This window comes from Microbispora hainanensis, from assembly GCF_006874475.1.
Lineage (GTDB): Bacteria > Actinomycetota > Actinomycetes > Streptosporangiales > Streptosporangiaceae > Microbispora > Microbispora hainanensis.
Window position 1 is genome coordinate 73,415 of the sequence record NZ_VIRM01000030.1, and the last position, 25,444, is coordinate 98,858.

Annotated in this window: 20 protein-coding genes; 16 read left to right on the forward strand and 4 right to left on the reverse strand. The window is 72.7% G+C overall.

The genetic code is table 11. The features are described from left to right. Positions 1 to 233: 233 nt before the first annotated feature. The 3 genes from FLX08_RS23435 to FLX08_RS23445 all read left to right on the forward strand — a co-directional run bounded on the left by FLX08_RS23435 (position 234) and on the right by FLX08_RS23445 (position 1,303). Positions 234 to 521 (forward strand): hypothetical protein, encoded by a 288-nt coding sequence (locus FLX08_RS23435; protein WP_079315904.1) that lies wholly within the window; start codon positions 234 to 236, stop codon positions 519 to 521. 108 nt (positions 522 to 629) lie between these two features. After that, positions 630 to 881, forward strand: a complete 252-nt coding sequence (locus FLX08_RS23440; protein ID WP_142621343.1) for a type II toxin-antitoxin system Phd/YefM family antitoxin — start codon at positions 630 to 632, stop codon at positions 879 to 881. Continuing rightward, complete coding sequence (locus tag FLX08_RS23445) at positions 881 to 1,303, forward strand: type II toxin-antitoxin system VapC family toxin (protein WP_142621345.1); 423 nt, start codon at positions 881 to 883, stop codon at positions 1,301 to 1,303. Before FLX08_RS23440 ends, FLX08_RS23445 begins: the two co-directional genes overlap by 1 nt. An 11-nt stretch (positions 1,304 to 1,314) precedes the next feature. On the opposite strand, the gene FLX08_RS23450 is transcribed toward FLX08_RS23445, so the two are convergent. Next, positions 1,315 to 2,058 carry a DUF427 domain-containing protein gene (locus FLX08_RS23450; protein ID WP_142621347.1) on the reverse strand — a complete coding sequence of 248 codons (744 nt, stop codon included), beginning with the start codon at positions 2,056 to 2,058 and terminating at the stop codon, positions 1,315 to 1,317. A gap of 126 nt (positions 2,059 to 2,184) precedes the next feature. On the opposite strand from FLX08_RS23450, the gene cysS reads away from it, so the two are divergent. After that, positions 2,185 to 3,540, forward strand: coding sequence for a cysteine--tRNA ligase (gene cysS, locus FLX08_RS23455; RefSeq protein ID WP_142621349.1), 1,356 nt, complete (start codon positions 2,185 to 2,187; stop codon positions 3,538 to 3,540). 411 nt (positions 3,541 to 3,951) lie between these two features. Here cysS and FLX08_RS23460 read toward each other — a convergent pair whose 3' ends face one another. Continuing rightward, entirely contained in the window at positions 3,952 to 5,061 is a 1,110-nt protein-coding gene (locus FLX08_RS23460) for a glycosyltransferase family 4 protein (protein WP_142621351.1), read from the reverse strand. A gap of 173 nt (positions 5,062 to 5,234) precedes the next feature. Here FLX08_RS23460 and FLX08_RS23465 point away from each other — a divergent pair, with 173 nt between their 5' ends. From FLX08_RS23465 to FLX08_RS23485, 5 genes are all read left to right on the forward strand, one after another. Then, positions 5,235 to 6,044: a PIG-L deacetylase family protein gene (locus FLX08_RS23465; RefSeq protein ID WP_142621353.1), complete on the forward strand. Its 810-nt coding sequence runs from the start codon at positions 5,235 to 5,237 to the stop codon at positions 6,042 to 6,044. Positions 6,045 to 6,132: 88 nt separating this feature from the next. Continuing rightward, positions 6,133 to 7,218 (forward strand): lysylphosphatidylglycerol synthase domain-containing protein, encoded by a 1,086-nt coding sequence (locus tag FLX08_RS23470; protein ID WP_142621355.1) that lies wholly within the window; start codon positions 6,133 to 6,135, stop codon positions 7,216 to 7,218. A gap of 170 nt (positions 7,219 to 7,388) precedes the next feature. Then, positions 7,389 to 10,751: an ATP-binding protein gene (locus tag FLX08_RS23475; protein ID WP_142621356.1), complete on the forward strand. Its 3,363-nt coding sequence runs from the start codon at positions 7,389 to 7,391 to the stop codon at positions 10,749 to 10,751. A gap of 214 nt (positions 10,752 to 10,965) precedes the next feature. Continuing rightward, positions 10,966 to 11,487, forward strand: coding sequence for a DedA family protein (locus tag FLX08_RS23480; protein ID WP_142621358.1), 522 nt, complete (start codon positions 10,966 to 10,968; stop codon positions 11,485 to 11,487). Then, complete coding sequence (locus tag FLX08_RS23485) at positions 11,480 to 12,394, forward strand: D-alanyl-D-alanine carboxypeptidase family protein (protein ID WP_142621360.1); 915 nt, start codon at positions 11,480 to 11,482, stop codon at positions 12,392 to 12,394. The genes FLX08_RS23480 and FLX08_RS23485 overlap by 8 nt, the downstream gene beginning before the upstream one ends. Here FLX08_RS23485 and FLX08_RS23490 read toward each other — a convergent pair. Beyond that, positions 12,381 to 13,190 (reverse strand): TrmH family RNA methyltransferase, encoded by an 810-nt coding sequence (locus tag FLX08_RS23490; protein WP_142621362.1) that lies wholly within the window; start codon positions 13,188 to 13,190, stop codon positions 12,381 to 12,383. The genes FLX08_RS23485 and FLX08_RS23490 overlap by 14 nt on opposite strands. Positions 13,191 to 13,331: 141 nt before the next feature. Between FLX08_RS23490 and FLX08_RS23495 the strand changes: the two genes are divergently transcribed. The 3 genes from FLX08_RS23495 (at position 13,332) to FLX08_RS23505 (ending at position 17,691) form a co-directional block, all read left to right on the forward strand. Beyond that, on the forward strand, positions 13,332 to 15,089 hold the full coding sequence (locus tag FLX08_RS23495) for a substrate-binding and VWA domain-containing protein (protein WP_142621363.1): 1,758 nt from the start codon (positions 13,332 to 13,334) through the stop codon (positions 15,087 to 15,089). Positions 15,090 to 15,223: 134 nt separating this feature from the next. Then, positions 15,224 to 16,954 carry a sigma-70 family RNA polymerase sigma factor gene (locus FLX08_RS23500; RefSeq protein ID WP_142621365.1) on the forward strand — a complete coding sequence of 577 codons (1,731 nt, stop codon included), beginning with the start codon at positions 15,224 to 15,226 and terminating at the stop codon, positions 16,952 to 16,954. Positions 16,955 to 17,151: 197 nt separating this feature from the next. Beyond that, positions 17,152 to 17,691, forward strand: a complete 540-nt coding sequence (locus FLX08_RS23505) for a hypothetical protein (protein ID WP_142621367.1) — start codon at positions 17,152 to 17,154, stop codon at positions 17,689 to 17,691. Here the strand turns inward: FLX08_RS23505 and pdxR are convergent. Then, on the reverse strand, positions 17,669 to 19,090 hold the full coding sequence (gene pdxR, locus FLX08_RS23510) for a MocR-like pyridoxine biosynthesis transcription factor PdxR (protein WP_244312836.1): 1,422 nt from the start codon (positions 19,088 to 19,090) through the stop codon (positions 17,669 to 17,671). The genes FLX08_RS23505 and pdxR overlap by 23 nt on opposite strands. Before the next feature lie 67 nt (positions 19,091 to 19,157). On the opposite strand from pdxR, the gene FLX08_RS23515 reads away from it, so the two are divergent. From FLX08_RS23515 to FLX08_RS23530, 4 genes are all read left to right on the forward strand, one after another. Then, entirely contained in the window at positions 19,158 to 19,805 is a 648-nt protein-coding gene (locus FLX08_RS23515; protein ID WP_142621371.1) for a pyridoxamine 5'-phosphate oxidase family protein, read from the forward strand. A gap of 60 nt (positions 19,806 to 19,865) precedes the next feature. Then, positions 19,866 to 22,208 carry a protein kinase domain-containing protein gene (locus tag FLX08_RS23520; protein WP_208761616.1) on the forward strand — a complete coding sequence of 781 codons (2,343 nt, stop codon included), beginning with the start codon at positions 19,866 to 19,868 and terminating at the stop codon, positions 22,206 to 22,208. Between the two features lie 135 nt (positions 22,209 to 22,343). Further along, the gene (locus tag FLX08_RS23525) at positions 22,344 to 24,038 is read left to right on the forward strand and encodes a serine/threonine-protein kinase (protein WP_142621373.1); all 1,695 of its coding nucleotides are present in this window, start codon (positions 22,344 to 22,346) and stop codon (positions 24,036 to 24,038) included. After that, on the forward strand, positions 24,039 to 25,430 hold the full coding sequence (locus tag FLX08_RS23530) for a hypothetical protein (protein WP_142621375.1): 1,392 nt from the start codon (positions 24,039 to 24,041) through the stop codon (positions 25,428 to 25,430). The last annotated feature ends 14 nt before the right edge of the window (positions 25,431 to 25,444 follow it).

The window sequence follows — 25,444 nt, forward strand, 5'->3', positions numbered from 1 at the left end:
GCCCTCCACTGGTGAAGCGGTCCCCGTTTACGGTTGTTTCCCCAAGGTAAACACGCAGGCACCCAACCCCCCGGGACTGTTATCCCTTCGTGTTCCCGAACCCGTGGGTGTTCCACGGAAACCGGGCGAATTCCCTGGTTGTTGCACGCTTTCGGCGAATCGGCGCGATTGCCGGTGGGTCGTTGCGGGTTCACCCTTTCCGGTGATAGGTCCTGACGTTCCCGGAGGCGACCATGACGACGGTAGACCGCAGCGAGGCGATGGACCACCTGGAGCGGCTCGCCGCTCAGCTCGAGGCCCACTCGTTCCAGGTGCGCCTGACGGCGCCGGCCGGTCTCTATCCACGTCTGCGCGTCATCAACCCCATGGAGCCCACGATGGCCGAGGACGTGCTCGCGTCCAACGCCAGCGACGGCGAGTGGTGGTACTGGCTGTCGTGGGCCGGCCGGATCGGGCACGCCTCCGACGTGGTCACCGCCGCCGAACGCATCGCCAGCGTCCTCCACGTCATCCGCCGCTGAGTTATTCGGGGTTATTCGGGGCACAGCACCGGATCGCCCGCACCGCCGCCTGCCGGCCGCCTATAGTTCTATCTGGACAGACTAGACAGGCTCGACAGGAGCGCCGCTATGACCGCCTGGCAGGTGCAGGAGGCGAAACAACGATTCAGCGAGGTCGTGCGCCGCGCACTCGACGAAGGCCCCCAGGTCGTCACACGGCATGGTGAAGAGGTCGCGGTGGTCATCGACATCGCCGAATACCGCCGCCTCAGGGGAGACGCTCCCGACTTCGTCCGTTTCCTCCTCGCGGACCCCGACTGGGACGACGACGTCGAGTTCCCACGGAACAAGGACCTCCCGCGAGAGGTGGACTTCGGCTGATGACCGTCGGCTATCTGCTCGACACGAACGTGGTGTCGGAGGTGCGCAAGCGGAACGGGAGCGTCTCGGTCAAGGACTGGATCGACGCGGCTCACGGACCCACGCTCTACATGAGCAGCCTCACCGTCGGTGAGATCCGTTGCGGAGTCGAGCTCCGCAGGCGCAGTGACCCCGCGCAGGCGGCGGTGCTGGAGCGCTGGCTGCACGCTTTGCAGCGGCAGTTCGGGGACCGCATCGTCCCCGTCACTCCCGCGGTCTCTGAGGAGTGGGGCCGGCTGAACGCCGTACGAACCCTGCCGACGACGGACGGCCTGATCGCCGCGACGGCCAGGGTGCACGGATGGACCCTGGTCAGCCGGAACGTCAAGGACTTCGAGGGCACCGGTGTCTCTGTGCTGAACCCGTTCGACCTTCACGGCTGATCGGGGCGGGGTCAGGCGAACTTCGACTTCGGGCGGTCCTGGAGGACGCCGTCGACGTACACGTCCACCTTCTCGTCGTAGAAGGCGACCAGCCCGGCGATCTTCTGCGACTCCGGCAGCGGCGTGGGGTAGGACCAGACGAGGTCCCTGCCGGACTCGTCCTCGCCGACCGACCAGTACACCGCGCGGCCCTTGTACGGGCAGTGCGTCACCGTCTCGGACGGGCGCAGCAGGTCCAGCCGCACATCGGTCTTCGGCAGGTAGTAACGCGGCGGCAGGCCGGTCTCGAACAGGATGCGCGGGTTGCGCGAGTCGGCCACGGTCACACCGCCCACCTCCACCCGGACGTGGCGCGAGCTGGACAGGATGTCCACCCGCGTGTACGGGTCGCGGGCGTGGACGAAGACCTCCTCGTCCTCCTCGAACCAGTTGTCCATCGCGTCCCAGTCGAAGCGGACGTGGCCCCGGATCTGCTCGAGCGGCGCGTCGTCCCCGTACACGAGGGCGGCGCCCGCCCGGCCGGCCACGTCGTGGACCGCCGCGTCGCCCCTGCTCGGCGAGTGCCGCGTCTCCCCGGTGGCCTTCAGCTCCTCCACCCGGACGTCGTCCGCCGGGAAGTAGTACGTCGGGTAGTAGGGGGCCTCCCAGACCAGCAGAGCCCGGGTGGTGTCGGCCACCGCCCGGCCCTCGACGTAGACGCGCACGCGCTTGGCCGTCGTCTCCACCCGGACACGGCCCCGTTTCGTCGGCTCCATGCCCGCAGCAACCAGCGGGCGGATCGTCCTTATTCCCCGGCCTCACAATCGCCATTTCCCGGTGTGCGGCGCGGGGTCGGGCCGCGCTATCGACAGCGAGCGGATAAGTCGCTTACCCTCGGCTAGGTGGGTCTTCGCCTATACGATACGCATCGTCGCGCCGTCCGCGATTTCGTCCCCCGAATTCCCGGAACTGTGTCGATTTATCTCTGCGGTCCCACCGTCGTCGTTCCGCCGCATGTGGGACAGCTGAGATCGCAGGTGAATTTCGACATCCTGCACCGCTGGCTGAAAAGCAGCGGATATGAGGTCCTGCTCTGCCGGAACGTCACCGACATCGAGGACAAGATAATCAACAGGGCCATTTCCGAGGGGGTTCCCTGGTGGCGGATCACCGATCCCGTCCACCGCGCCTTCGTCCGCACCTACACCGCCCTGGGCTGCCTTCCGCCCAGCGTGGAGCCGCGGGCGACGGGGCACATCCCGGAGATGATCGAGATGGTCGAGCAGCTCGTCGCCTCCGGGCACGCGTACGAGTCCGACGGCAACGTCTATTTCTCGGTCGGCACCTACCCGAATTACGGATCCCTTTCGCGGCAGCAGGCACGGCATCTGCGGGCGACCGAGGAGAACGAGCACGGAAAACGCGATCCGCGCGATTTCGCGTTGTGGAAGAGCGCCAAAACCGGCGAGCCGGTGTGGAACTCACCCTGGGGCGATGGGCGCCCGGGGTGGCATCTGGAGTGTTCCGCGATGGCCCGCAGATATCTGGGCGCGGAATTCGACATCCACGGCGGCGGAGCGAATCTCATATTTCCGCACCATGAAAACGAGATGGCCCAGTCGCGGGCCGCCGGGGATTCGTTCGCGCGATTCTGGCTGCACAACGGGCCGGTGACGCACCGGGGCGAGAAGATACGCAAACACCAGCGCAACCCGCTGGCCGTCCCCGCCCTGCTCGACCGGGTGCGGCCGGCCGAACTCCGCTATTACCTGGCGGCGGCCCATTACCGGTCGCCGGTGGAATTCAGCCCCGACGCCCTGGACGAGGCGGCGGCGGCCTACCGGCGGGTCGAGAGGTTCGTGCTGCGGGTGGCCTCCGACGCCGCCGCGCCCCTTCCTCCGCAGTTCAGCGAGGCCATGGACAACGACCTGAACGTGCCGCAGGCCCTCGCGGCCGTCCACGGCGCGGTGGCCGAAGGCAACGCCGCACTGGCGTCCGGAGATCGCGAGCGTGCGGCCGGGAAATGCCGTGCGGTGCGGGCCATGCTGAATGTGCTCGGCCTCGATCCGCTCAGCGATACCTGGCATCGGGAAACGCATCTGCAGGAAGTCGCGGGGGCCGTACTCCGGGTGGTCCGTAATCTCGCCGCCGCCAGCGCCCGGCAGGGAGATCACGAACGCGCGCGGATCATGGAGCAGCACATCGAGAGGGCGCTCGCTAAACGCCGCCAAATCGAGCACGCCGCGCTTATCAGATAGATCTTGATCGCGCGGCGCGTGCTCGGCACAGCCCCAGCGCGGGCCCGGCAGAGACCTGGCCGCCGCGCGGGCCGCCGCCGCCGGGCCGGCCGCGACGCGCGGTTGACCGGGCGGCGAATGTTACAAGAACAAGAACTGACGAGCGGAGGATAATCTCGGCCGATTCATGGGAATCATGAAGGCACCAACTGACGGACACCGCCGAAAGGAGGGCCCCGATGAAGAAGGTGCAGATCGTGCCGCGACCGCGGCCGCCGAGAACTCCCGCCCCGATCGACCTGCGCACCCCCTCGGGAAGGGTCCTCCCCTACTAGGTCGTGCCTGACAAATCATGGCCCTGCTGCGCGTGGCCCAGGCGGCGCCTCGGGCAGCATTTGTCAGACACTCCCTAGACCCTCCGATGGCTCCGGATCAGCGTCCGGCCAGCTCGTAGCAGTGGGCGAACCCCTCAAGCACAGCGGGCCAGGAGCACCGGACCGGCTCCGTCTCCCTGTTGTGCTCGGCGATCGACCGGCGCAGGGCGGAGTCGCGGGTCAGCCGTACGACCGAGGCGACGAGGTCGTCGAACGTGCGGCCCAGCAGGCCCTCCTTGCCCGGCCTGACGAAGTCGGCCACGCCGCTCTGCGCCCGCGCGACCACAGGCACGCCGGCCGCGCGGGCCTCCAGCGCGGCCAGGCCGAACGACTCGCGCGGCGCCGGGGCCACGAACACGTCGGCCACGGCCAGCAGGTCCTTGATCTGCTCCCGGCTGTACCTGCCCGGCAGCGACACCCAGCTCATCCGGCGCGCCCGCAGGTAGCGCTCCATGCGCCCGCGGGCCGGGCCGTCGCCCACGATCGTCGCGCGCATCGCGATGTCCCTCGGCACCCTGTCGCGCGCCGTCTCCAGCAGCTTGAGCAGGCGCAACGGCTGCTTTCGCGGCGCCAGCCTGCCGACCGCCACCACGTGCACCGCCGCGTCCCCGGCATCCTGCACGCCATCTCCTACCGAGCCGGGCCCGGGCCGCCACGAGGTCACGTCCAGGCCGTTCGACACCACCTGCACGGGCACGCGGGGCCCGGCCACGGCGCGGATCGGCCGCGCGGCGGCCTCGCTGACGGCGGTGAGGACCAGGCCCCAGCGCCGCCACCCGAAGGCCGCCTGCAGCGCCCGGTAGACGCCGCGGGTGACCGGATCCCACATGCTGTGGACGGTCGCGACCACCGGCAGCCCGGCCCGGACCGCCGCCTGCACGCCCATCCACGCGAACGGCGAGACGGCCCCCGTGTGGACGTGCACCACGTCGAACCGGCCGCTCCTCATGATCCGGAGAAGGTGGGCCGTGCCGCGCGGATGGACCGGCAGGTCGAACGGGAGGTTCGCGACGACCCGGTGCACCCCCGGCAGCCGCTCCCCCGGTGTCGCCGTCACCACCTCGACTGTGTGGCCCGCCTCGCGCTGAGCCCTGACGAGGTCGGCGACCTGCACCTCGATCCCCCCGAGCCGCGGCAGATAGCAGTCGCTGACGTGAAGAATCCTCACCGGGTCAGCCTGACAGAGCCCGCCACGCCCATCAAACCGCGTGCCTATTCGGACTGCTCAGTCGGACTGCTCAGGGGAGGGCGACGTCACGCGACCCGGGCCACGTGGGATCATGGGCGGAACCGGCGGCGCAGACGAGTGGAGCACGCGATGACGACGTTCCGTGGGGCGCGATGAGGACGGCGGTGTTCTTCCACGCCCATCCCGACGACGAGGCACTGCTGACCGCCGGGACCATGGCCATGCTGGCCAACGAGGGGCACCGGGTGGTGCTCGTCGTCGCGACGGCCGGTGAGCGCGGCCTCGCCGACCTCCCGCACGGCGAGGAGCTCGGCAGGACCCGCATGGACGAGCTGCACCGTTCGGCCGCGGCCCTGGGCTGCGCCCGCGTCGTGTTGCTCGGCTACGGCGACTCCGGCCTGGCGATCGACGGCGGCGTGGCCGACGACCGGCCGGACAACGCGTTCATCGACGCCGACATCGAGGAGGCCGCGCAGCGGCTGGCCTCGGTGCTCAAGGAGGAGACGGCCGACCTGCTCACGATCTACGACCCGGCCGGCGGCTACGGTCACCCCGACCACGTGCAGGTCTACCGGGTCGGCAGCCGGGCCGCCGAGATCGCCGGGACGCCCATCGTGCTGGAGGCGACGGTCGACCGCGACCTGCTGCTCAAGGGTGTGCGGCTGGCCTCCCGGTTCTACCCGGCGATCGACGTGCGGAGCTTCGAACGGGCCTACTCGCCCCGCGACGCGATCACCCACCGGGTCAACGTGCGCAAGTACGCCAAGGCCAAGCGGGCGGCGATGGCGGCCCACGCCACCCAGGCCACCGGCGGCGACGGCGACCGCACGCTGGGCGCGATGCTGAAGATCCCCGGGCTCGCCTACCGCTTCGCCTTCGGCACCGAGTGGTACGTGCGCCGCGGCCTGCCCCGCGGCACCCGCCTGCGGCACCCCTTCGACGGCGGCCCGCACATCCCCTAAGGGTTCGCTCCTCCCCCAGGAGGAGTCTGCCGCCCCCGGGGACCGGCAGACTGGAGGGGACCGGCACCGGACTTGGGGGCGTACGCGGGTGAACAGGAAGTGGCTGCAGATCGCGCTGTCCGTGGTGTCGCTCGGGCTGGCCACGGCGCTGGTGATCTATCTCCCGCAGATCGTGCACACCCTGACCGGCGCCACCGTGAGCTGGACGGAGATCGGCCACCAGTTCGGCGGTCTCGGCTGGCAGACGATCGCGCTGATGAGCGCCCTGTGGCTGGCGAGCCTGTACGCGTACACGTTCGTGATGACCTCCGCGCTGCCCGGCCTCACGCACATGCAGGCGCTCACGCTCAACGCGGCGGGGAGCGCGGTCAGCAACCTGCTGCCGTTCGGCGGCGCGGCGGGCGTGGCCCTGACGTTCGGCATGACCCGCGGCTGGGGCTTCGCCAACCGGCCGATCGTCGTCTACACGCTGGTCACCGGCATCTGGAACTCCCTGTTCCGGTTCATCCTGCCCGCCGTGGGGATCGTGTGCCTGCTCATGGCGGGCAAGGCCACCAATCCCACGGTCGCCAAGGCGGGCTGGGCCGGGGCCGTCTCGATCCTCGTGCTCGTCGCCGTCGTCGCCACGGCGCTCTACTGGGACCGCGCCGCCGCCGTCCTCGGCCGCGTCCTCGACGGGCTCGTACGGCTCGCGCCCCGGCGGTTCCGCCCCGCGGAGCACGCGGCGTCGGCGGCCATCGAGCGGCTGCGCAAGGACACGGCCGAGATCATCCACAGCCGGTGGGCGGGCCTGTCGCTCGGGATGGTCGCCTTCCTCGTGCTGCAGTGCCTGATCATGGCCGCCTGCCTGGTCGCCACCGGCTCCTACCCGGGGCCGGCCGAGACGGTCGCCGTCTTCGCACTCAGCCGCGTCCTCACCACCGCGCTCGTCACGCCCAGCGGAGCGGGGATCATGGAGGGGGGCGTCGCCACCCTGCTGATCGGGGCCTTCGGCCAGCCCGCCGGCGGGGCCACCGCGGCCGCCGTGCTGTTCGGCTTCTGGACCTACACCATCGAGATTCCCTGGGGCGGGCTCGCCCTCGGCGGCTGGGCCCTGCTGCGCAGGCGGGAGGCCCGGGCCGGGGCCGCCGAGGCGGGGACGGCCGTCTCCCCGGACCCCACCCGGGTCCGCTGATCAAGTGCGGGTCGCCCTGCCGATCTCCTACACTCGCGGGGCGAGAAGGTGAGGGTGTCCGGGTTGGTGAATGCCTTGTGCCCCTTCGCGGGCGCGCATACGGTGACGCCTGAGACAGGACGACCAGCGGCGGCCGGCAGGCACGACGTAGGAGAGCGGAGGAACGCCCGATGAGCCCCCCGACGAGCCCGGTGACGTTCCGGGTCCTCGGACCGGTGGGGGCGCACGACGGCGCCCACGAGCTCGACCTCGGCGGGCTGCGGCAGCGCGCCGTGCTGGCCCGCCTGCTCGTGGCGCGCGGACAGGTCGTGCCCGTCGACACCCTGCTGTTCGACCTGTGGGACGACGACGCCGCCAAGGGCGCCCAGTCGGGGTTGCAGGTCTACATCTCCCGGCTGCGCCGCGTGCTGGAGCCCAACCGGCCCCGCGGCGGGCCCAACCGCCTGCTCGTGACCGTCGCGTCGGGGTACGCCCTGCGCGCCGCCCCGGAACAGGTCGACGCGCTGCGCTTCGAGGCGATGGTCCGCTCGGCCGGGGAGCGGATGGATGACAGCCCCCAGGCCGCCCGGGCCCGGCTCGACACCGCGCTCTCGCTGTGGCAGGGCACGCCTTACTCGGACTTCGCCGACCAGCCCTGGGCGGAGGCGGAGGTGGCGCGGCTGAGCGAGATGCGCCTGGTGGCCAGGGAGCGGCACGCCGACGCCGGGCTGCGCATGGGCCTGCACGCCGAGACCGTGCCCGACCTCGAGGCGCTGACCACCCAGCACGCCCTGCGCGAGGAGGGCTGGCGGCTGCTCGCGCTCGGGCTCTACCGGTGCGGGCGGCAGGGCGACGCGCTCGCCGCGCTGCGCCGGGCCCGCACGATCCTGTCCGACGAGCTGGGCATCGACCCCGGGCCGGCGCTGCGGAAGCTGGAGTCGGACATCCTGTCCCAGGACCCCGGGCTCGACCTCGTGCTCCCCGCGCCCCGGCGGCCCGCGGAGATCAGCGCGACCTGGCCGCCCCGGCCGGTCGCCACCGGCGACGCCCCGCCGCTCGAGCCCGAGCCGTTCGTGGGCCGCGACGCCGAGCTGGCCGCGCTCGCCGCCGCCGCGCCCCGCGCCCAGGCGGGCCGGTTCACGGTCGCCGTGGTGAGCGGCGACCCCGGTGCGGGGAAGACGACGCTGGTGCGGCGGCTGTTCGAGCGGCTGGAGGGCGACGGCTGGATAGGGGCGACCGGAGGCTGCCCCGACAGCACGGCGACCCCGCCCGGCTGGGCCTGGGTCGAGGTGCTGCGCGCCCTGGTCGCCCGCAGGGGCGCGGGCGAGTACGCCGCGCTGCTGGCGCCGCTGCTCGACGACGCCGCTCCCGACATCGCCGACGACGAGGCGGCGGGCAGTTTCCGGCTGCACCGGGCCGTCGGCGGCTACCTGTCGGCCGTGGCGCGCGAGGCCCCGCTGCTGATCCTGCTGGAGGACCTGCACTGGGCCGACGACCAGACGCTCGCGCTGCTGCGCGCCTTACCCAGCCTGCTCGCGGCCAGCCGCGTGCTCGTCGTGGTCACCTGCCGAGACGGCGAGCTGAACGACCAGCAGCAGGACGTGCTGGCCGCGCTGGCCCGGCTCGATCCCGTACGCGTCGGGCTCGGCGGCCTCGACGACGCCGCGGTGGCGGAGCTCGTGCGGGCGACCTGCGTGCACGAGGTGGACGACGAGGTCGTCAGCACGATCGTCGAGCGGGCCGGGGGCAACCCGTTCTTCGTCAAGGAGACGGCCCGCCTGTTCGAGGCCGAGGCCGACATCTCCGAGGTGCCGTCAGGCGTGCGCGACGTGCTGCGGCGGCGGATCGCCCGGCTGCCCGAGCGGGCTCAGCAGGTGTTGCTGCAGGCCGCCGTGATCGGCCGCGACGTGGACGTGGACGTCCTGGTCGACGTCTCGGGCGACGAGGACGCCGTGGTGGACGCGGTCGAGGCGGCTCTGCTCGCCGGGCTGGTGACCGAGCCGGGCCCCGGGCTGCTCAGGTTCGACCACGACCTGGTCAGGGACACCCTCTATTCGGACGCCTCCCGGCTGCGCCGCTCGCGCCTGCACGCCGCGGTCGCCTCCGTGATCGAGCAGCGCAGCCCGAACGACGTGGCCGCGCTGGCCCACCACTACGACGCGGCGGGCACGGTCGAGACCGCCGCGAAGGCCGTGCGGTACGCCGGTCTGGCGGCCGAGCAGGCCGAGCGCAGGTTCGCCCACCGGGAGGCCGCGACGCTCTGGCAGCAGGCCATCGCCGCCTTCGACCGCGCTCACACAGGCCGTGCCCACGCGGGCCGGGGACCGGTGCGCGACCGGCTGGAGCTGCAGCTGCGGCTGATCAGGGCGCTGGCGCTGTGCGGGGACATGACCGCCGCCCGCGCGCATCGGGGCGAGGCGATGTCTGTCGCGCTGCCCCTCGGCGATCTCGAGCTGACCGCCCGGGTCGCGGCGGCGCTCGCGGTGCCGCACAAGGGCATCGCCCGCGACTTCACGCGTACGGCCTGGGAGATCGTCGACGTCACCGAGAAGGCGCTGGTCGAGCTGCCGGAGGGCGAGCAGTCGCTGCGGGCCAGCCTGCTCGCGACGCTGGCCCTGGAGCTGGAGGGGTCGGCCACCGAGCGCGGCTACCAGGCGTCGCTGGAGGCCGAGGAGCTGGCCAGGTCGAGCGGCGACCCCGCGCTGCTGGCGATGGCGCTGAGCGGGCGGCTGCGGCAGTCCTACACGCTGACGCAGGTCGACGAGCGCGAGACCATCGGCCGTGAGCTGCTGCGGGTCGGGGCGGAGTCGGGCCAGATCGCGGTGCAGACGCTGGCGCACCTCGTGCTGCTGGAGTGCGCGGCGGCCCGGGGCGACTTCACCGAGGCCGACGAGCACCTCGCGCAGGCGGAGCGCCTCGGGCGGCAGTACGCCCTGCCCGCCCCTGCGGCGGTCGGCGCGTGGTACGCCGGGCAGCGGCTGATGATCACCGGCGACTACGCCGGGGCCGAGCGGGCCTACCGGAACGCGGCGCGGCTGACCGCGCGGGCGGGCATGCTCGAAGGCCGCCAGGACCTGCCGCTGATCGCGACGTTCTGCCTCCATCTGGTGGACGGGCGGGCCGCCGAGATGGCCGAGCCGCTGGGCGAGGCGCACCAGCGCGGCGCGAAGTGGACGCTCGACGCCTACGCCGTGGCGCTCGCCTCGGCCGGGCACGTCAGGGACGCGCAGGTGGTGGCCGCGAGCCGCGAACCGGTCCGCACCGACTTCCTCTACGAGCTCGCGCTCATCTGGCGGGCGCTCGCCGGGATGCTGCTCGACGACGAGGGCCGGATGCGGGAGGCGTACGAGAAGCTGGCGCCGTTCCGCGACCGCATCGCCGGGGCCGGCACCGGCGTGGTCGCCCTGTGGCCCGTGGCGAAGACGCTGGGCGACCTCGCCGTACGGCTCGGCCTGCCGGCCCGCGACCACTACGAGAAGGCACTGGCCGTGGCCGAGCGGGTGGGCGTGCCCCGCTGGGTCGCCGAGGCCCGCGGGGCGCTCACGAACAGGTGAACGGGCAGGTGGGGGGCAGGTGAGGGGCGGAGTTCGCAAGGGCCCCTGTCGCATCGCGAACCCGTCGCCTCTCGACCCCTCAGGTGTACATAGGACGAATTGATCGCCGGTTGACATTCGCTTGCAATCGGCGCGAGCCGGGACGCTAAGGTGAGGCTTGCCTAATGACTGCCCCCATGACCGGCGGTGAGAGCACGTGAGGATTCCTGACCCTATGGCCGCCTCCGTGTTCGGCCTTCCTCTGTGGCTGGTCGTCGCGGTCGGCGCGGTCGCCCTGTTCGGCGCGTTCCAGGTGTACTACTGGGTCGGCCGCCGGCTCGGCGAGGCGCTCTACCGCTCCCGGATGGGCCGCAGGATCGGCCGGGAGCGGATCGAACGCGTGGAGAACGTCGTGCGCCGGTGGGGCGCGCTCGCCGTGTACGGCTGCTTCTGGGTGCCGGGCCTGCGGCACACGCTGCCCTGGGTCGCAGGGGCGCTGCGGGTGGACTACCGCTGGTATGTGACGGCCAGCGCCCTCGGCTGCCTGACCTGGGTGCCGGTGACCTCCTTCGGCCTCTATTCGCTCCTGTGGGCGTGGCTGTCGCTGGCGGCCCGGTCACCCGCGCTGGCCGCCGCCGTCGTCGCCGTCGTGGCCCTGGCCGTCGCCCTCCTCGTACGGCGCCGCAGGAGGAGGAAGGGCCGCGGCGGGGACGCGCCCGCCGCGCCCGAAGCCGTGCGATCATGTCGGGATGCGTAACGGGGTACTCATCGCGCTGGCCGCCGCCCTCGTCACTGCAGGGACCGCGGCAGGACTCACGGCAGGGCCCGCTCAGGCCGCCCGAAAGCCGTCGGTCACCGCCAGGGAGGCCTACCTGGTGGACATCACGGACGGAACGAACGGAACGGACGGAACGGTCCAGTTCGCCAAGCGCGAGACGCGCCGGGTGCCGATCGCGAGCCTGACCAAGGTCATGACCGCCTACGTGGTGCGGCGGCAGGCCCGCCTCGACGACGTGGTGACCATCAAGCAGGCCGACGTGCGGCACGCGGCGGCCGGCGGGGCCACGACGGCGGGCCTGCGGGCGGGCGAGCGGCTCACCGTGCGCGACCTGCTCTACGGGCTCATGCTCCCCTCGGGAGCCGACGCCGCGCATGCTCTGGCCGAGAAGTACGGCCCGGGGACGGCGAAGTTCGTCGCCAAGATGAACGCGGCGGCCCGGCGTCTCGGCCTGCGCGACACCCGCTACGCCAACCCCGACGGGCTGCCGTCGAAGGCGTACTCCACCGCCCGCGACCAGGCGACGCTGGCCGCCGCGGCACTGCGCGACCCCGTGATCGCGGCCGTCGCCGGGACGCCCAAGCGGGTGGTCGGGAAGTCGGCCGTCCACCGGGCGCACGTGTGGCGCAACACCAACGACCTGCTGCGCGACGGCGCGGTGGGACTGAAGACCGGCTTCACCAACCAGGCCGGCTACTGCCTGTCGTTCGCCGCCGTCCGAGACGGGCGCACGTACGTGGGGGTCGTGCTGGGCGAGCGCAGCGACAAGGCCCGGTTCGCGACGGCGCGCAGGCTGCTCGACTGGGCTGCCGAAGGGGCCGGCGGAGGGGCCGCGGGAGGGCCTGGCGGAGAGGTCATGGAAGGGGCCGGGGTCATTCTGTCCTGAGCAGGCCGTGGCAGGCGATGGCCGCGGCGGCCACCACGTTCAGGGAGTCGACGCCGAGGTCCATCGCCCGTGCGCTCATCGGGATGCAGACGGGCCGGTCGGCCTCGTGCAGCCAGTGGGACGACAGCCCGTCGCCCTCCGAGCCGAGCATCAGCGCGACGCGGCCCGTCAGCGGGGCCTTGTCCAGCGGCACGGCCGACTGGTCGGGCGTGAGCGCGAGCAGGCGGAAACCGGCCGCCCTGAGCTCCGCCAGGCCGCCGTGCCAGTCGCTCATCCGGGCGTACGGGATGGCGAACACGGCCCCCATCGACACCTTGACGGCCCGGCGATAGAGGGGGTCGGCGCAGCGCGGTGACAGCACGATCGCGCCGACGCCGAGCGCCGCCGCGCAGCGGAAGATCGCCCCCACGTTGCCGTGGTCGACCAGGTCCTCCAGGACGAGGATCCGCGACCCGGCGTCCGCGAGGAGCCCGCTGACCGAGGGAAGCGGGGTGCGCTCCATCGCGGCGAGCGCGCCCCGGTGCACCTGGAAGCCGGTGATCCCCTCCATCACCCGGTCGGAGACCACATAGACGGTGGCGTCCCCGACGACGTCGGCCAGCGCGTCGAGCCACTTGGCCGTGGTCAGCACGGAACGCACCGGATGACCCGCGCCGATCGCCCGCCTGATGACCTTCTCGCCCTCGGCGACGAACAGCCCGCGCTCGCTCTCGACGCTCTTGCGCAGATCGACGTCACGCAGCCGGACGTAGTCCGACAGGCGCGGATCCGCTGCGTCCTCCACCGGGATGACCACGGGCCTCAGGGTACGGCCAGGCAGAACACTCCCGCACACCCGCTCCGTACACCCGCTCTGTACACCCTGGCGCAAGATGTGACTTTTGCCAGTATCGTTCCGTAAACCTGTTACGGCCAGTCGATAACCGGAGAGAGCACCGTGGGCGGACGACACCGCACAGACGAACTCGATGGCGGCTTCGACCCCCAGTACGAGCCCCCGCCACCACGGCGGCGCGCCGGACGGGGGACGGTGTTCGTCCCACTGGCCGGGGCGGTCGCCCTGGCCGTGCTCCTCGGCGTCGCCGCCTACGTGGTGGTGAACAAGAGCCCGGGCTGCGCCGGCGAGAAGGTCGGGCTCTCGGTCGTCGCCGCGCCCGACATCGAGCCCGCCGTACAGAAGATCGCCACGAAGTTCGGGAAGTCGGGCAGGACCGTCGACGGCAAGTGCGTCGCTGTCACGGTCAAGGCCGCCGACTCGTCCGACGTCGCCAACGCGATGGCGGGCACCGGCCCCACCAACGGCAAGATCGACCCCGACCTGTGGATCCCCGACTCCAGCCTGTGGCTGAGCGGCGTCAAGAACGCGCCCGAGCCCGCCGGGAACGCCGCGAGCACCCCCGTCGTGCTGGCCGCGTCCAAGACCGGCGCGGACAAGCTCCAGTCGGCCTTCAGCCCGAGCTGGACCGGCCTGATGAGCGCGGCGAACGCCGCCAACCCCGACGGCCTGGCGCGGAAGGTGCGCGTGCTCGCGCTCGACCCCACACAGAACGCCGCCGGTCTCGGCGCGCTGCTGGCCGGGGCCGCCGTGCTCAAGCAGGGAGGCGGCAGCGAGGAGACGCTCGTCGGCGTGCTGCGCCAGTTGTCCGAGTCCACCGTGTCGACCCCCGACAGCATGTTCGCCACGCTGACCAAGGCCGCGGCCCGCATCCCGGTCGGCGTGACGTCCGAGCAGGCCGTGTGGTCGTACAACACCACGACGACCCCCTCGAACCCCGCGGTCGCGCTCTATCCCGCCGAGGGCACGGTCAGCCTCGACTACCCGATCATCGTCACGGCGAAGGACGCCGCGACGCGCAAGGCGGCGCAGGCCCTGGCGACCGAGGTGACCTCGCCCAGCGGCAGGAAGACCGTGCAGGACTACGGCTTCCGCGCGCCCGACGGCAAGGGCGGCAGCCTGCTGAAGCCCGACAACGGCGTCAGCGCGAAGAAGCCGGCCGCGATCCCGCTGCCGGACGCCGCGACCATCACCCGCCTCTCGCAGGCGTGGCACCAGATCAAGCTCGGCACCCGGCTGCTCGCCCTCATCGACATCTCCGGGACCATGGCGCTGCCCGCCGACAAGAGCGGCGTCACCCGGATGCGCGCGATCACCGACCTCACCGTCGAGGGCCTGAAGCTGTTCCCCGGCAAGGCCGAGATCGGCATCTGGGCCTTCTCCGACAACCTCCGCGGCGAGGGCGTGGACTGGAAGCCCGTCGTGCAGATCGGGCCGCTCGCCCAGCAGATCAACGGCGTGACCCGCCGCGACATGATCATGCAGGCCCTGCGCCAGGCGAAGGCCATCCCCACGGGCAACACCGGCCTGAACGACACCCTGTGGGCCGCCTACCAGAAGATGACCAAGGAGTACGAGCCCGACAAGGTCAACACGATCCTGCTGTTCACCGACGGCGTCGGCAACGACGACCCGAACGGCGGCATCTCCAACACCGAGATCCTGCGCAAGCTGAAGGACGCCTACGACCCCAAGCGGCCGGTGAGCATCCTGATCATCTCGTTCAACACGCAGAAGGACGAGGACCGCACGCAGATGACCTCCATCGCCAAGGCGACCGGCGGCGCGGCCTACTTCCCGCAGACGATCCTGGAGATCCGGAACATCTTCCTCAAGGGGATCGCCCGCAGACTCCAGTAACAGGAGTCGCTGTTTTCGCAGGTCATACCCGTTGGGCATGAGCCTGTGACCCGTAAACGACGCCAGAGGGAACGGCGTCCCACTCGTGTGGGGACCGGCGAGACCAGGTTCCGTCACACGGGGAGGAATGTTCGTTGCCCGAATGGCCCGGCGTCGGGCGAGCCGACGACCACCGACTGCTGGAGGCGCTGCGCCGCGGGGGCGGCGCGGACGCCCAGGCCACGGCCGCGCTGTACGACGCCTACGCCGACCGGCTGAGCGACTACGCGTACGTGCTGGTGCGCGACCTCGACGCGGCCGAGCGCGCGGTGCACGACGCGCTCGTGGCCGCGTCCTGCTGCGCCGGCCGGCTGAAGGAGCCGGCCCGGCTGCGGGCGTGGCTGTACGCGCTGACCCGGTTCCACAGCGCTACCCGGAAAGGCGCGGCACAGGTCGCCGGGCCCGTCATGGAGGTGACGGAGTCCGCGGACCCGCCGCTCGCCGCGCTGGTGCGGGAGGCGCTCGGGGAGATCGCCGGCCACGAGCGCGAGGTGCTCGAACTCGCCGTACGGCACGGCCTGACGGCGGCCGAGGTCGGATCGGTCCTCGGGCTCGCCTCCCGGCAGGTGTCGGCCCGGCTCACCCGGGCCCGCGACCACCTGGAGAACGCCGCCGCGGCCCTCGTGCTGGCCAGGGTCGCCCGGGCCCACTGCCCAGAGCTGTCGGCCCTGGTCGACCACGGCGTGGGCGCCGCCTGGCAGGACGGCCCCCTCGCCACCCCCCTGCGCAAGCGGTTGAGCAAGCACGTGGCGGCCTGTGAGATCTGCCGCGAGGGCCGGGGCAGGCACGTGTCGGCCGAGCGGCTGCTCGACCTGATCCCCGTCGCCTTCCCCCCGCTGTCGCTGCGCCGCCGGGTGATCGAGTCGGCGCTCCAGACCGACCGGCATGGCGACGCCGCCACCGCCGCGTTCGACCAGCGCGGTTTCCCGGCGACCACCGGCAGGCGGGCGGAACACCGGCGAGCAGAGCACGCGCAGACAGAGCACGGGCGAGAAGAGCGCAGGCGGGTCCGCTCCCGCCCGCTGCGGACCGCCCCCGTCATGCTCGCCGCCGTCTGCGTGTTCGGCGCGGCCGGCGGGCTCGCGCTGGTCTCCGGTCAGGCCCCGGCCGAGCGGCTCGAAGCGATACGCGTGTCCCCGACGGCGGCCCCAGAAGACCCGGGACAGCCCGAAGGACCGGAAGAGTCCGAGGAGCCCGTGCTGGGCCCCGAGGAGAGCGGCCCGCCGGAGGCGACGCCCGCCGCCCCCGGAGACGGGACACCCCCACCGAGCGACTCCCCCCAATCGGCCGCGACCGCCCCACCCCACACCGCACCCTCGGGGCGGTCGCGGCCGTCTTCCCCCTCCGCGCGACGCACGCCCGCACCGGCGCTGACGGCGCTGTGCCCCGGAGACCTGGGCACGGCCAGGGGCGCGTCGATCACGCTGGCCGCGCGCAACGCCGTGATCGAGTGGACGGCCGTCACCTCGGGCGGGATCACGGTCTCGCCCCGGCGCGGCAGGCTCCGCGCCGGGGCGAGCGGCCGGGTCACGCTCTCCGTCGTCGATCCCGGCGCCGCGGGCAAAGGGGTGGTGACCTTCGCGTCCTCGGCCGGCCGGCCCTCGTGCCGGATGACCTGGGACGGCCGAGAGGGGAACGGCGACGCCGACCCGCTGCCCGACCGGACCTCCGAACCCACGACGGGCCCCCCGAATGGCAACACAACCAGTCCCACGCGTCCCCCCGGCGGCTCCTCCTCCCAGCCACCGGGTGACTCGGGCGGGTCCGGCGAGCCGGGCGACGGCCCGCCTGCGGCCGGCGAGGCCGCCGCCACGCCCTCTGTCTGACGCATCCGCCACAGGATCACCATTTGTTACACCCTTGTTGGAACATTGGCACTCGCCAGTAACAATCAGGATTCGCGAGGTGTCAGCGGAAGTTTGAAAGGGGAAAAACGACGCGACCGAGGATTTGAGGGGGCATTGTGGCCCAAGCATGGCTGCCCGGCGCAAGCCGACTTCCCTCCCCCGGGGACTCCGGATCGATGCTCGGAGGAGCCCCGAGGACCGTCTGGTTCATCTGGCCCGCCGACCCCCAAAGGGTCTCAGCCAGGTCCGTCGCCCAGCGGCTGATCCAGCTCCGCCGGCCCTCCCACCTGGTGTGGAATCCGGTGACCGGAGAGATCGTCCAGTTGCTCCCGCCCACCAGGGCGGGCGGCGGGCTCGCCGCGGACCGCGGCAGGAACGGACGGATCTGCGTGCAGATCCAAGTCATCGGCTCGGCGAGGGAACCGTTCACCGACACCAAACTCGACGGCCTGGACGACATCCTGGCCTGGCTCGACTCGTGGGAGGTGCCGCGCCGATGGCCGGCCGGCCCTCCACTGCCCTATCCGCACTCCCTGACCGCCGAGCGAAGCAAACGGCTGTGGGCGCAGGGTGGCCACTTCGGCCACTCCCAGGTGCCCGGCACCAGGGAGGGCGACCCGGGATCGATCGACATCGCCCGCATCATCGGCGAGGAGGCGCTCAACCTGGAGGTCCCCGTGCCCGGAAGCGAGCTCAGGCTTCTGCAGGAGGTATGAGCTCCCTGATCACCGCGCACCCGCGCCGTACGTCGGCGCGGGACGCCGAGCCGTAGCCCAGCACGAGGCCGTGCACCCGAGGCGGCCCGATGTGGTGGGGCTCGGCCGTGTCCAGGAGCACGCCGCGTTCCCCGGCCCGCCGCACCAGGCCGGGGACCACGTCGGCGGGCAGGGTGACCATGACGTGGAGCCCGGCCGTGTCGCCCCGCACGTACGGCCCGAGCACCTCGACGATGGCCTCCCTCCGGCGGGCGTACTCCAGCCGCATCCTGCGCAGGTGCCGGTCGAGGTCGCCGCGTTCCAGCAGGGTCGCCACGGCCCGCTGGACCGGCCCGGACGTGCGGTCGGCGAGGTGCGTCCTGCGCTCGGCCACGGCGTCGAGCAGGCCGGCGGGGGCGACCAGCCAGCCGAGCCCGACGTCGGGGCCGAGCGACTTCGACAGCGTGCCGAGCAGCACCACCCGCCCGGGGTCGAGCCCGTAGAGCGCGGGCAGCGGCGCGACGTCGTAGCGGAACTCGGCGTCGTAGTCGTCCTCGACGACGATCGCGCCGGTCCTGCGCGCCCAGGCGAGCAGCTTCTCCCTGCGCGGGATCGGCAGCCTGCCGCCGACCGGGAACTGGTGCGCGGGCGTCGTGTAGAGCACCCGCAGGTCGTCGGGGAGCGCATCGACGATCACGCCCTGCTCGTCCACCGGGCAGGGCACGACCTCCGCGCCTCGCAAGGCGAAGATCCGCCGGGCGGCCCGCCAGCCGGGCTCCTCCACGCCCGCCCTGGTGCCCGGCCCGAGCAGCGTGGCGGCGATCAGGTCGAGGCCGTTGCCGGTGCCCCTGGTGACCATGACGTTGCCCGCGCCCACCGGCACGGCCCTCGCCCTGCGCAGGTGGTCGGCCAGCAGCTCGCGCAGCTCCGGGTGGCCGTAGGGGTCGGGAAACGCGTTCAGCGCGAGGTCGCCGGCCGAGCGCCAGGCCCGCCGCCAGGCCGCCGTGTCATAGCCGAACACCCACGGCCGCCCCGCCCGCAGGTCCACCGTCCCCGGGGGCGGCGGCTCTCGGCGGGCGGACCCGCGCGCCTCGGCCGGCTTCTCGGCGGGTCTCTCGGTGGGCTGCTCGGTGGGCTGCTCGGTGGGCTGCTCGTACGGCAGCGCCTCGTCGGCCACATAGGTGCCCGAGCCGTGCCGCCCGTCCAGCCACCCCTCGGCGTACAACTGCTGGTACGCGTCGGTGGCGACGGTCCTGCTGACCCGCAGCAATGCGGCGAGGGCCCGCGTGGACGGCAGCCGCTCCCCCGCCCTGAGCCGGCCGGTGCGCATGGCCTCCCGCAACTGATCGGCCACCTGGACGGCGAGCGGCACCGGGCACTCGCGGTCCACGGCCAGCGGCAGATCTATGGTCACGCGCAAGTGGTCCCCCCATATGGCCCGCAAGTGGACGTCCTTCACCGGTCCACTTCGGCCTAACTTAACGGACATGCTCTCTACAACCGCCCGCACCACGCTTCGGCGGGCGAAAGACCGCGCCCGCACCGACCGCGCCGACCTGTACGCGATCATCGACGCCGGGCTCATCTGTCATCTCGGCGTGGTGGCCGGCGGGTCGCCCATGGTGATCCCCACCGGATATGGGCGGATCGGCGACACCCTCTATCTGCACGGCTCCACCGGCGCTACCTCGCTGCGCGCCGCTCTCGGCGGCCCGGTCTGCGTGACCGTGACCCACCTCGACGGGATCGTGCTGGCGCGTTCCGCCTTCCACCACTCCGTGAACTACCGGTCCGCCATGGTCTACGGCCTCGCCCGGATGGTGGACGACCCGGAGGAACGGCTCGACGGCCTGCGGGCAATCACCGAGCAGCTCGCCCCCGGGCAGTGGGACGCCGTGCGCCTGCCCGACCGCAAGGAGACGGCCGCCACGGCCGTGGTCGCCCTGTCCCTGGAGGAGGCGTCGGTGAAGGTCCGGCAGGGGCCGCCGATTGACGACGAGGAAGACTACGACCTGCCCGTCTGGGCGGGCGTGCTGCCCCTCACCGTGGCGTGGGGCACTCCCGAGCCCGACCCGCGCCTCACGCCCGGCATCCCGGTCCCCCCGCACATCGGGAACCGGCAGCCGCGGCTGTAAGCGGATTGCAAGCGGTTTCACCGAAACTGCGACCGACCTTTCATCGACCAGGGAGGCCGCATGAGCTCCGCCGAGCACTGGAATGTGCCCGGTTACACGGTCACACGTGAGCTGGGCGCCGGAGGCGGGGGCCGCGTCGTCCTCGCCGTCCACGAGCGCTCCGGCGCTCCGGTGGCGATCAAGTATCTGTCGGAGGACCTGCGCCGGGACGAGGGATTCGTCGTCCGCTTCCGGCAGGAGGCCCGCCTGCTCGTCGAGCTGAACGACCCGCACGTGGTGCGGCTCTACGAATACCTGGAGACCGGGCAGGGCGCCGCGATCGTCATGGAACTGGTCGACGGCCCCACCCTGCGGGCACTGTTGCGCGGGCAGGGCCCCACGGGTGCCGAGGCCGCGCTCGCCGTCCTCAAGGGCTCCCTGCTCGGCCTGGCCGCGGCGCACGCGACCGGCGTCGTCCACCGCGACTACAAGCCCGAGAACGTGCTGGTCACCGCCGACGGGGCGAGCAAGCTCGCCGACTTCGGCATCGCCGTGCGGTCCGGAGGAGCCCCCGGCGCACCGGCCGGCACCCCGCCGTACATGGCCCCCGAGCAGTGGACGGGCGCGGCGGCCTCGCCGACGTCCGACGTGTACGCCGCGACCGCGGTCTTCTTCGAGTGCCTGACCGGGCACCGGCCCTACCGGGCGACCGAGCACTCCGTCCTCCGGCACATGCACCAGACGGCGCCCGTGCCGGTCGAGGAGATCCCCGAGCCGCTGCGGCGCCTGGTCGCGCGCGGCATGGCGAAGGACCCCGCGCTGCGGCCGGCGAGCGCGGCCGCGTTCGTCTACGAGCTGGAGCGGGCCGCCGTGGCGGCGTACGGCCCGGACTGGGAGGAGCGGGGCCGGCGCAGGCTGGCCGCGCTCGCCGCCGCCCTCGCCGCGACCTTCCCGCTGAACCGGGCGCGCCCCTCGGAGACCGGCTCCTCGCTGTTCACCACGACGCTGCGGTCACTGCGGTCGTTGCGCAGCAAGGGCGTCCTGCTCACCGCCGGGGCCGTGCTGGTGGTGGTCGCGGGCGGCGGCATCGGCGCGTACGCGCTCGGCTCGGCCGGGACGCGCACCGCCGCGACGTCGCCGGGCGCCGGGACCGCGGGCACGGGAAACACGGGCGCGGGAAACACGGGCGCGGGAAACACTGGTGCGGAGAACACGACCGTGCCCGTCACGGCGTCCGCGTCGCCGGTCGTCCCCGAGGAGACCCCGAGCGAGACGCCGGACGAGACGCCGGACGAGACGCCCGAGGCGACACCCGAGGAGACCTACGCGGAATCTCCCATGCCATCATCCAAGCCGTCCCGCATGCCGTCCCGCATGCCGTCCCGCATGCCGTCTCCCATGCCGTCGCCCAAACCGTCGCCCGTGGTCACGCCGTCGCCCTCGGCGAAGCCCTCGCCATCGCCCTCTGTGTCCCCTTCGGCGAAGCCGTCGCCCTCGGCCTCGCTCACGAAGGTCGCCGAGCTGGATGTCGGCAGGCTGTCGTACCGTGCCGGAAGCGGTGCGGACGGCGCGACCGGCACCGGCACGGTCACCATCAGGACGAGCGGGCCGGGCAAGGTGACCCTGACCGTGCGCTTCACCGCGAACGGCACGGTGACCGCCACCCGCACGCTCACCCTCAGCGGCGCGACGACCTACACGCGCACCGTCTCCGGCGGCCTCGGCCGCGTCTGCTCGGGCACCTGGGGCATGAGCGTGACCACCAGCCCGGCCGGGCCCGGCGGCACCCGGACCGCCACGGCCAAGGCGCCGCCGTGCCCGACCTCCGTGACCTCGGTGAAGGTCGGCACACCGGCCGTGTCCTCGACCGGAGCCGTGACGGCCACCGTCACGGTGACCACCGACGGCACCGGCCCGGTGGACCTCACCGGACGGTTCTCCGCGCCCTCCTCGGGCGGCGGCACGAAGACGGTTCGCCTGTCCGGAGCGAAGACCTACACGCGCACGCTGTCACACGCCTTCTCCCGCCGCCCCTGCGGCGAGAAGGTCACGTTCGAGGCCTCGACCGACCCCGCGGCTCCGGGCGGCACGGCGGCGAGTTCGGCCACGGTGACCTGCCCCGCCTCCGTGAGCCAGGTGCGCGTGCAGAGCCTGACCATCAGCGGGACGACGGCCACGGCCACCATCGCCGTCACCGCGGGCAACACCTCCGCGGTGCGGTTGAACCTCGCCTGGGCGACCGGCGGCTCCACGGTGTCCACCCGGACCCTCAGCCTGTCGGGCAAGACCGCCTACACCGTCACGGCCACGTACACCTACTCCCGCTGGCCCTGTGACTCCTACGGCGTGACCGCGTCCACCTCGCCGGCCGCGGCGGGCGGCGCCTCCACGGTCACCCGGCAAACGGATTCGTGCATCAAATAGGACCGGACACGGCCAGACGATTACTGACAACCCAGTCTGACTAAATCGTGACTTCTCAGCGCATTATCCGGTGCGTCACTAAGCTACGGTCTCGTCATTCGGCGGGGGCCCCAGGCGATGAGGAGACAGACCGTTATGCACGGCCAGACGGGCGCCTGGCGCGTCCCCGGCTATACGGAGATTCGTGAACTCGGGACCGGGGGCGCCGGGCGGGTGATGCTCGCGCGGCACGACGCCGACGACATCCCTGTGGCGATCAAGTACCTGTCCGACGAGATGATGGGGGACCTCCACTTCGTCGCCCGGTTCCGGCACGAGGCCCGGCTGCTCGCCGCCATGGACCCGAGCCCCCACGCGGCGCGTTTCTACGAGTACGTCGAGACCGCGCGCGGCGCCGCCATCGTCATGGAGCTGATCGACGGCGTCTCGCTGCGCGCGATGATCCGCTCGGAGGGCCCGACCGGTCCCGAGGCCGCGCTCACCGTGCTCAAGGGCTCGCTGCTCGGCCTGGCCGCGGCGCACTCCATCGGCGTGGTCCACCGCGACTACAAGCCCGAGAACGTCATGATCGAGGCCGACGGCACCAGCAAGCTCGTCGACTTCGGCATCGCGGCGCAGGCCGGCGAGGGGGTCAGGGCGGCCGGGACGCCGCCGTACATGGCCCCGGAGCAGTGGCAGGGAGGCAAGGCCGGGCCGGCGAGCGACGTCTACGCCGCCACGGTCGTCTTCTTCGAGTGCCTCACCGGCGGACGGCCGTTCCGGGCGCAGAACATGGCCGCGCTGGCCCGCCAGCACCAGGCGACCCCTCCTCCGGTCGACGAGGTGCCGCCCCCGCTGCGCGACCTCGTGCAGCGCGGCATGGCCAAGCGGCCGGAGGACCGGTTCGCGTCGGCCGAGGAGTTCCTGCATGAGCTCGAAATGGTCGCCACCGACGTGTACGGCCCGGCCTGGGAGGATCGCGGACGGCGCCGGCTCGCGGCGCTCGCCGGGCTGCTCGTGCCGTTCTTCCCGCTGAAGGAGAACGCCCCCGAGGCCGGCACCGCGCTGGCCGAGACGAGCCTCGGCGGCCTGCTGAGCCGGACCCGCATGAAGATCGGCCTGACCCTGGCCGGCATGGTCGTGATCGCGGCCGGAACGGTGGCGCTGGTCCAGACCATGAGCGGCGACGCCACCCTGCAGGCCGGGACGTCGATCGAGACGTCGAGCCCGCCCGCGATCGATCCCTCGTCGATCGAGGTGGAGGACGAGTCCAGCGTCGGCTCCGGTGACGACTCGGGCGACGAGTCCGGCGGCGAGCCGACCCAGGAGCCCGGGAACGACACCCCCACCCCCGCGGTCACCAGCCCCGGGCCGGACACCCTGCCGACGAGTCCGACCGTGCGGCCGAGCACGACCAATCGGGCGACCCCCAGGCCCAGCCTCTCGAAGACCCCGAGGCCGAGGCCCACGCCGACCCTCAGGCGCACCCCGAAGCCGAGGCCGTCGCCCACGCCCGCGCCCTCGGACGACTCTGTCACGGTGGACCCGGGCGGCAACACGCCGGCGAACCCGCGGCCCAGCGCCACCCAGACCACCCGGCCGCCCACGACACGGCCGACGACGCAGCCCACCCAGCCCACGACACGGCCCACCCGGCCCACGACCCAGCCCAGCCAGCCGACGACGCAGCCCAGCACCCCCAGCGACCCGCCGCCCGTGCTGACGCTCTCGCCCGCTCCTCCTTCGGAGACTCCGACGGTCGGGCTCGCCGCCGCCCTGGTGACGACCGGGCTCGTTCCCGCCACACTGGCCATGGGACGCATGCGCGGACGGCACCGAAGGCGGCGGTAGATGCGAGAAGGCGCGACGGTCGCGGGGCACCGGCTCACCGGCCGGACCCGGCGCAGCGAGGTCGGCACCTGGGCGGACGCGGTGTCCGCCGACGGACGGCCGTCCGGCGCGCTGCGATTCGATCCCCCGGCCGTCGCCACGGCCGGGGCACGCGAACGACTTGTCGCGGCGGTCGGCGCCGATCTGCGTCTCCAGTCGGATGGGCCGATCGGGCTGCTTCCCGTGATCGACCTGGTCGCCGCGCGTGACGAGGTCTGGCTGATCACCACACGGGCGACGCCGTCCGTCGCCGACCTGATGGCCGCCGGCCGCCTCGACCTGGGCGGCGCTGCGACCGTGCTCGTGGAGACCGCGCAGGCCCTGCTCGCCGTACACGCCGCCGGGGCGGCGCACGGCGCGCTGCACGCCGGGACCATCGTGATCGGGGAGGACGGCTCGGCGCTGCTGGCCGAGCGCGGCCTGCTGCGGGCGCTGCGGGGCGAGCACGCGTCCGCGGAGCAGGACGTGGCGGCCTGGGCCGCGCTCGCCGGCGCGCTTGCCGCCGACTGCGGTCAGGGACACGCCGCCGCGGCGCTGCGGCGCGCGTCCGCCACCGCCGTGGCCCACGGGCTGGCCGCCGCGCGAGAAACCCTGCTCGGCGAGCGCGGCGCGTTCCCCGGCGTGGGCCGGGAAGGCCTCGCTCACGCGGCTCAGAACCTGTCGGCGCCCGCGTCCCCTGTGTCCCCCGAATACCGTGGGTCCCCCGAATATCCTGCGTCTCCTGAACACCCGGGATACCCCGCGGTCGCGGCGGCCGGTTCTTCCGGTGGCGAGGCGGTGACCCTGCTCGACCTGCCGGACGCCACCGAGGGCCCCGGCGACGTGATGATGCGGTTCGGGCCCGGGGTCCCGACCGAGACCACGGCCGCGCAGATCTGGCGGTCCGGGCAGACCTCCGCCGCCGTCACGGCCACCCACGCCGGCCGTCCGGCTCCCCGGCGGCGCCGCAGGCGCTCGACGGCGTGGGCGGGGACGCTGCTGCTGGCGATCCTGATCGCGGCGGCGATCCTCTGGCTGCGCCAGGCGCCCGCCGCGTCGCTCGCGGTGAGCGACGTCGACGTCAAGGCGCCCTCGAAGACGGTGCGCTGCGGCGGCACCGCCGACTTCGTCGGCATCGTCACGACCAACGGCGAGGCCGGCACCATCCGCTACCGCTGGCTCCGCAGCGACGGCCGCAAGCCGGTAGAGGGGGAGCAGCCGGTCTCCTCGGGGAACACGTCGGTGGATCTCCCCCTGCACTGGAACGTGAAGGGGTCGGGAACGTTCAAGGGCACGGCCACGCTCCGCATCCTGTCCCCCACGGCGTCCGGAAAACCGATCCAGGACAAGGCAAGTTTCACCTACAAATGCTGATTTCATTAGTCTGG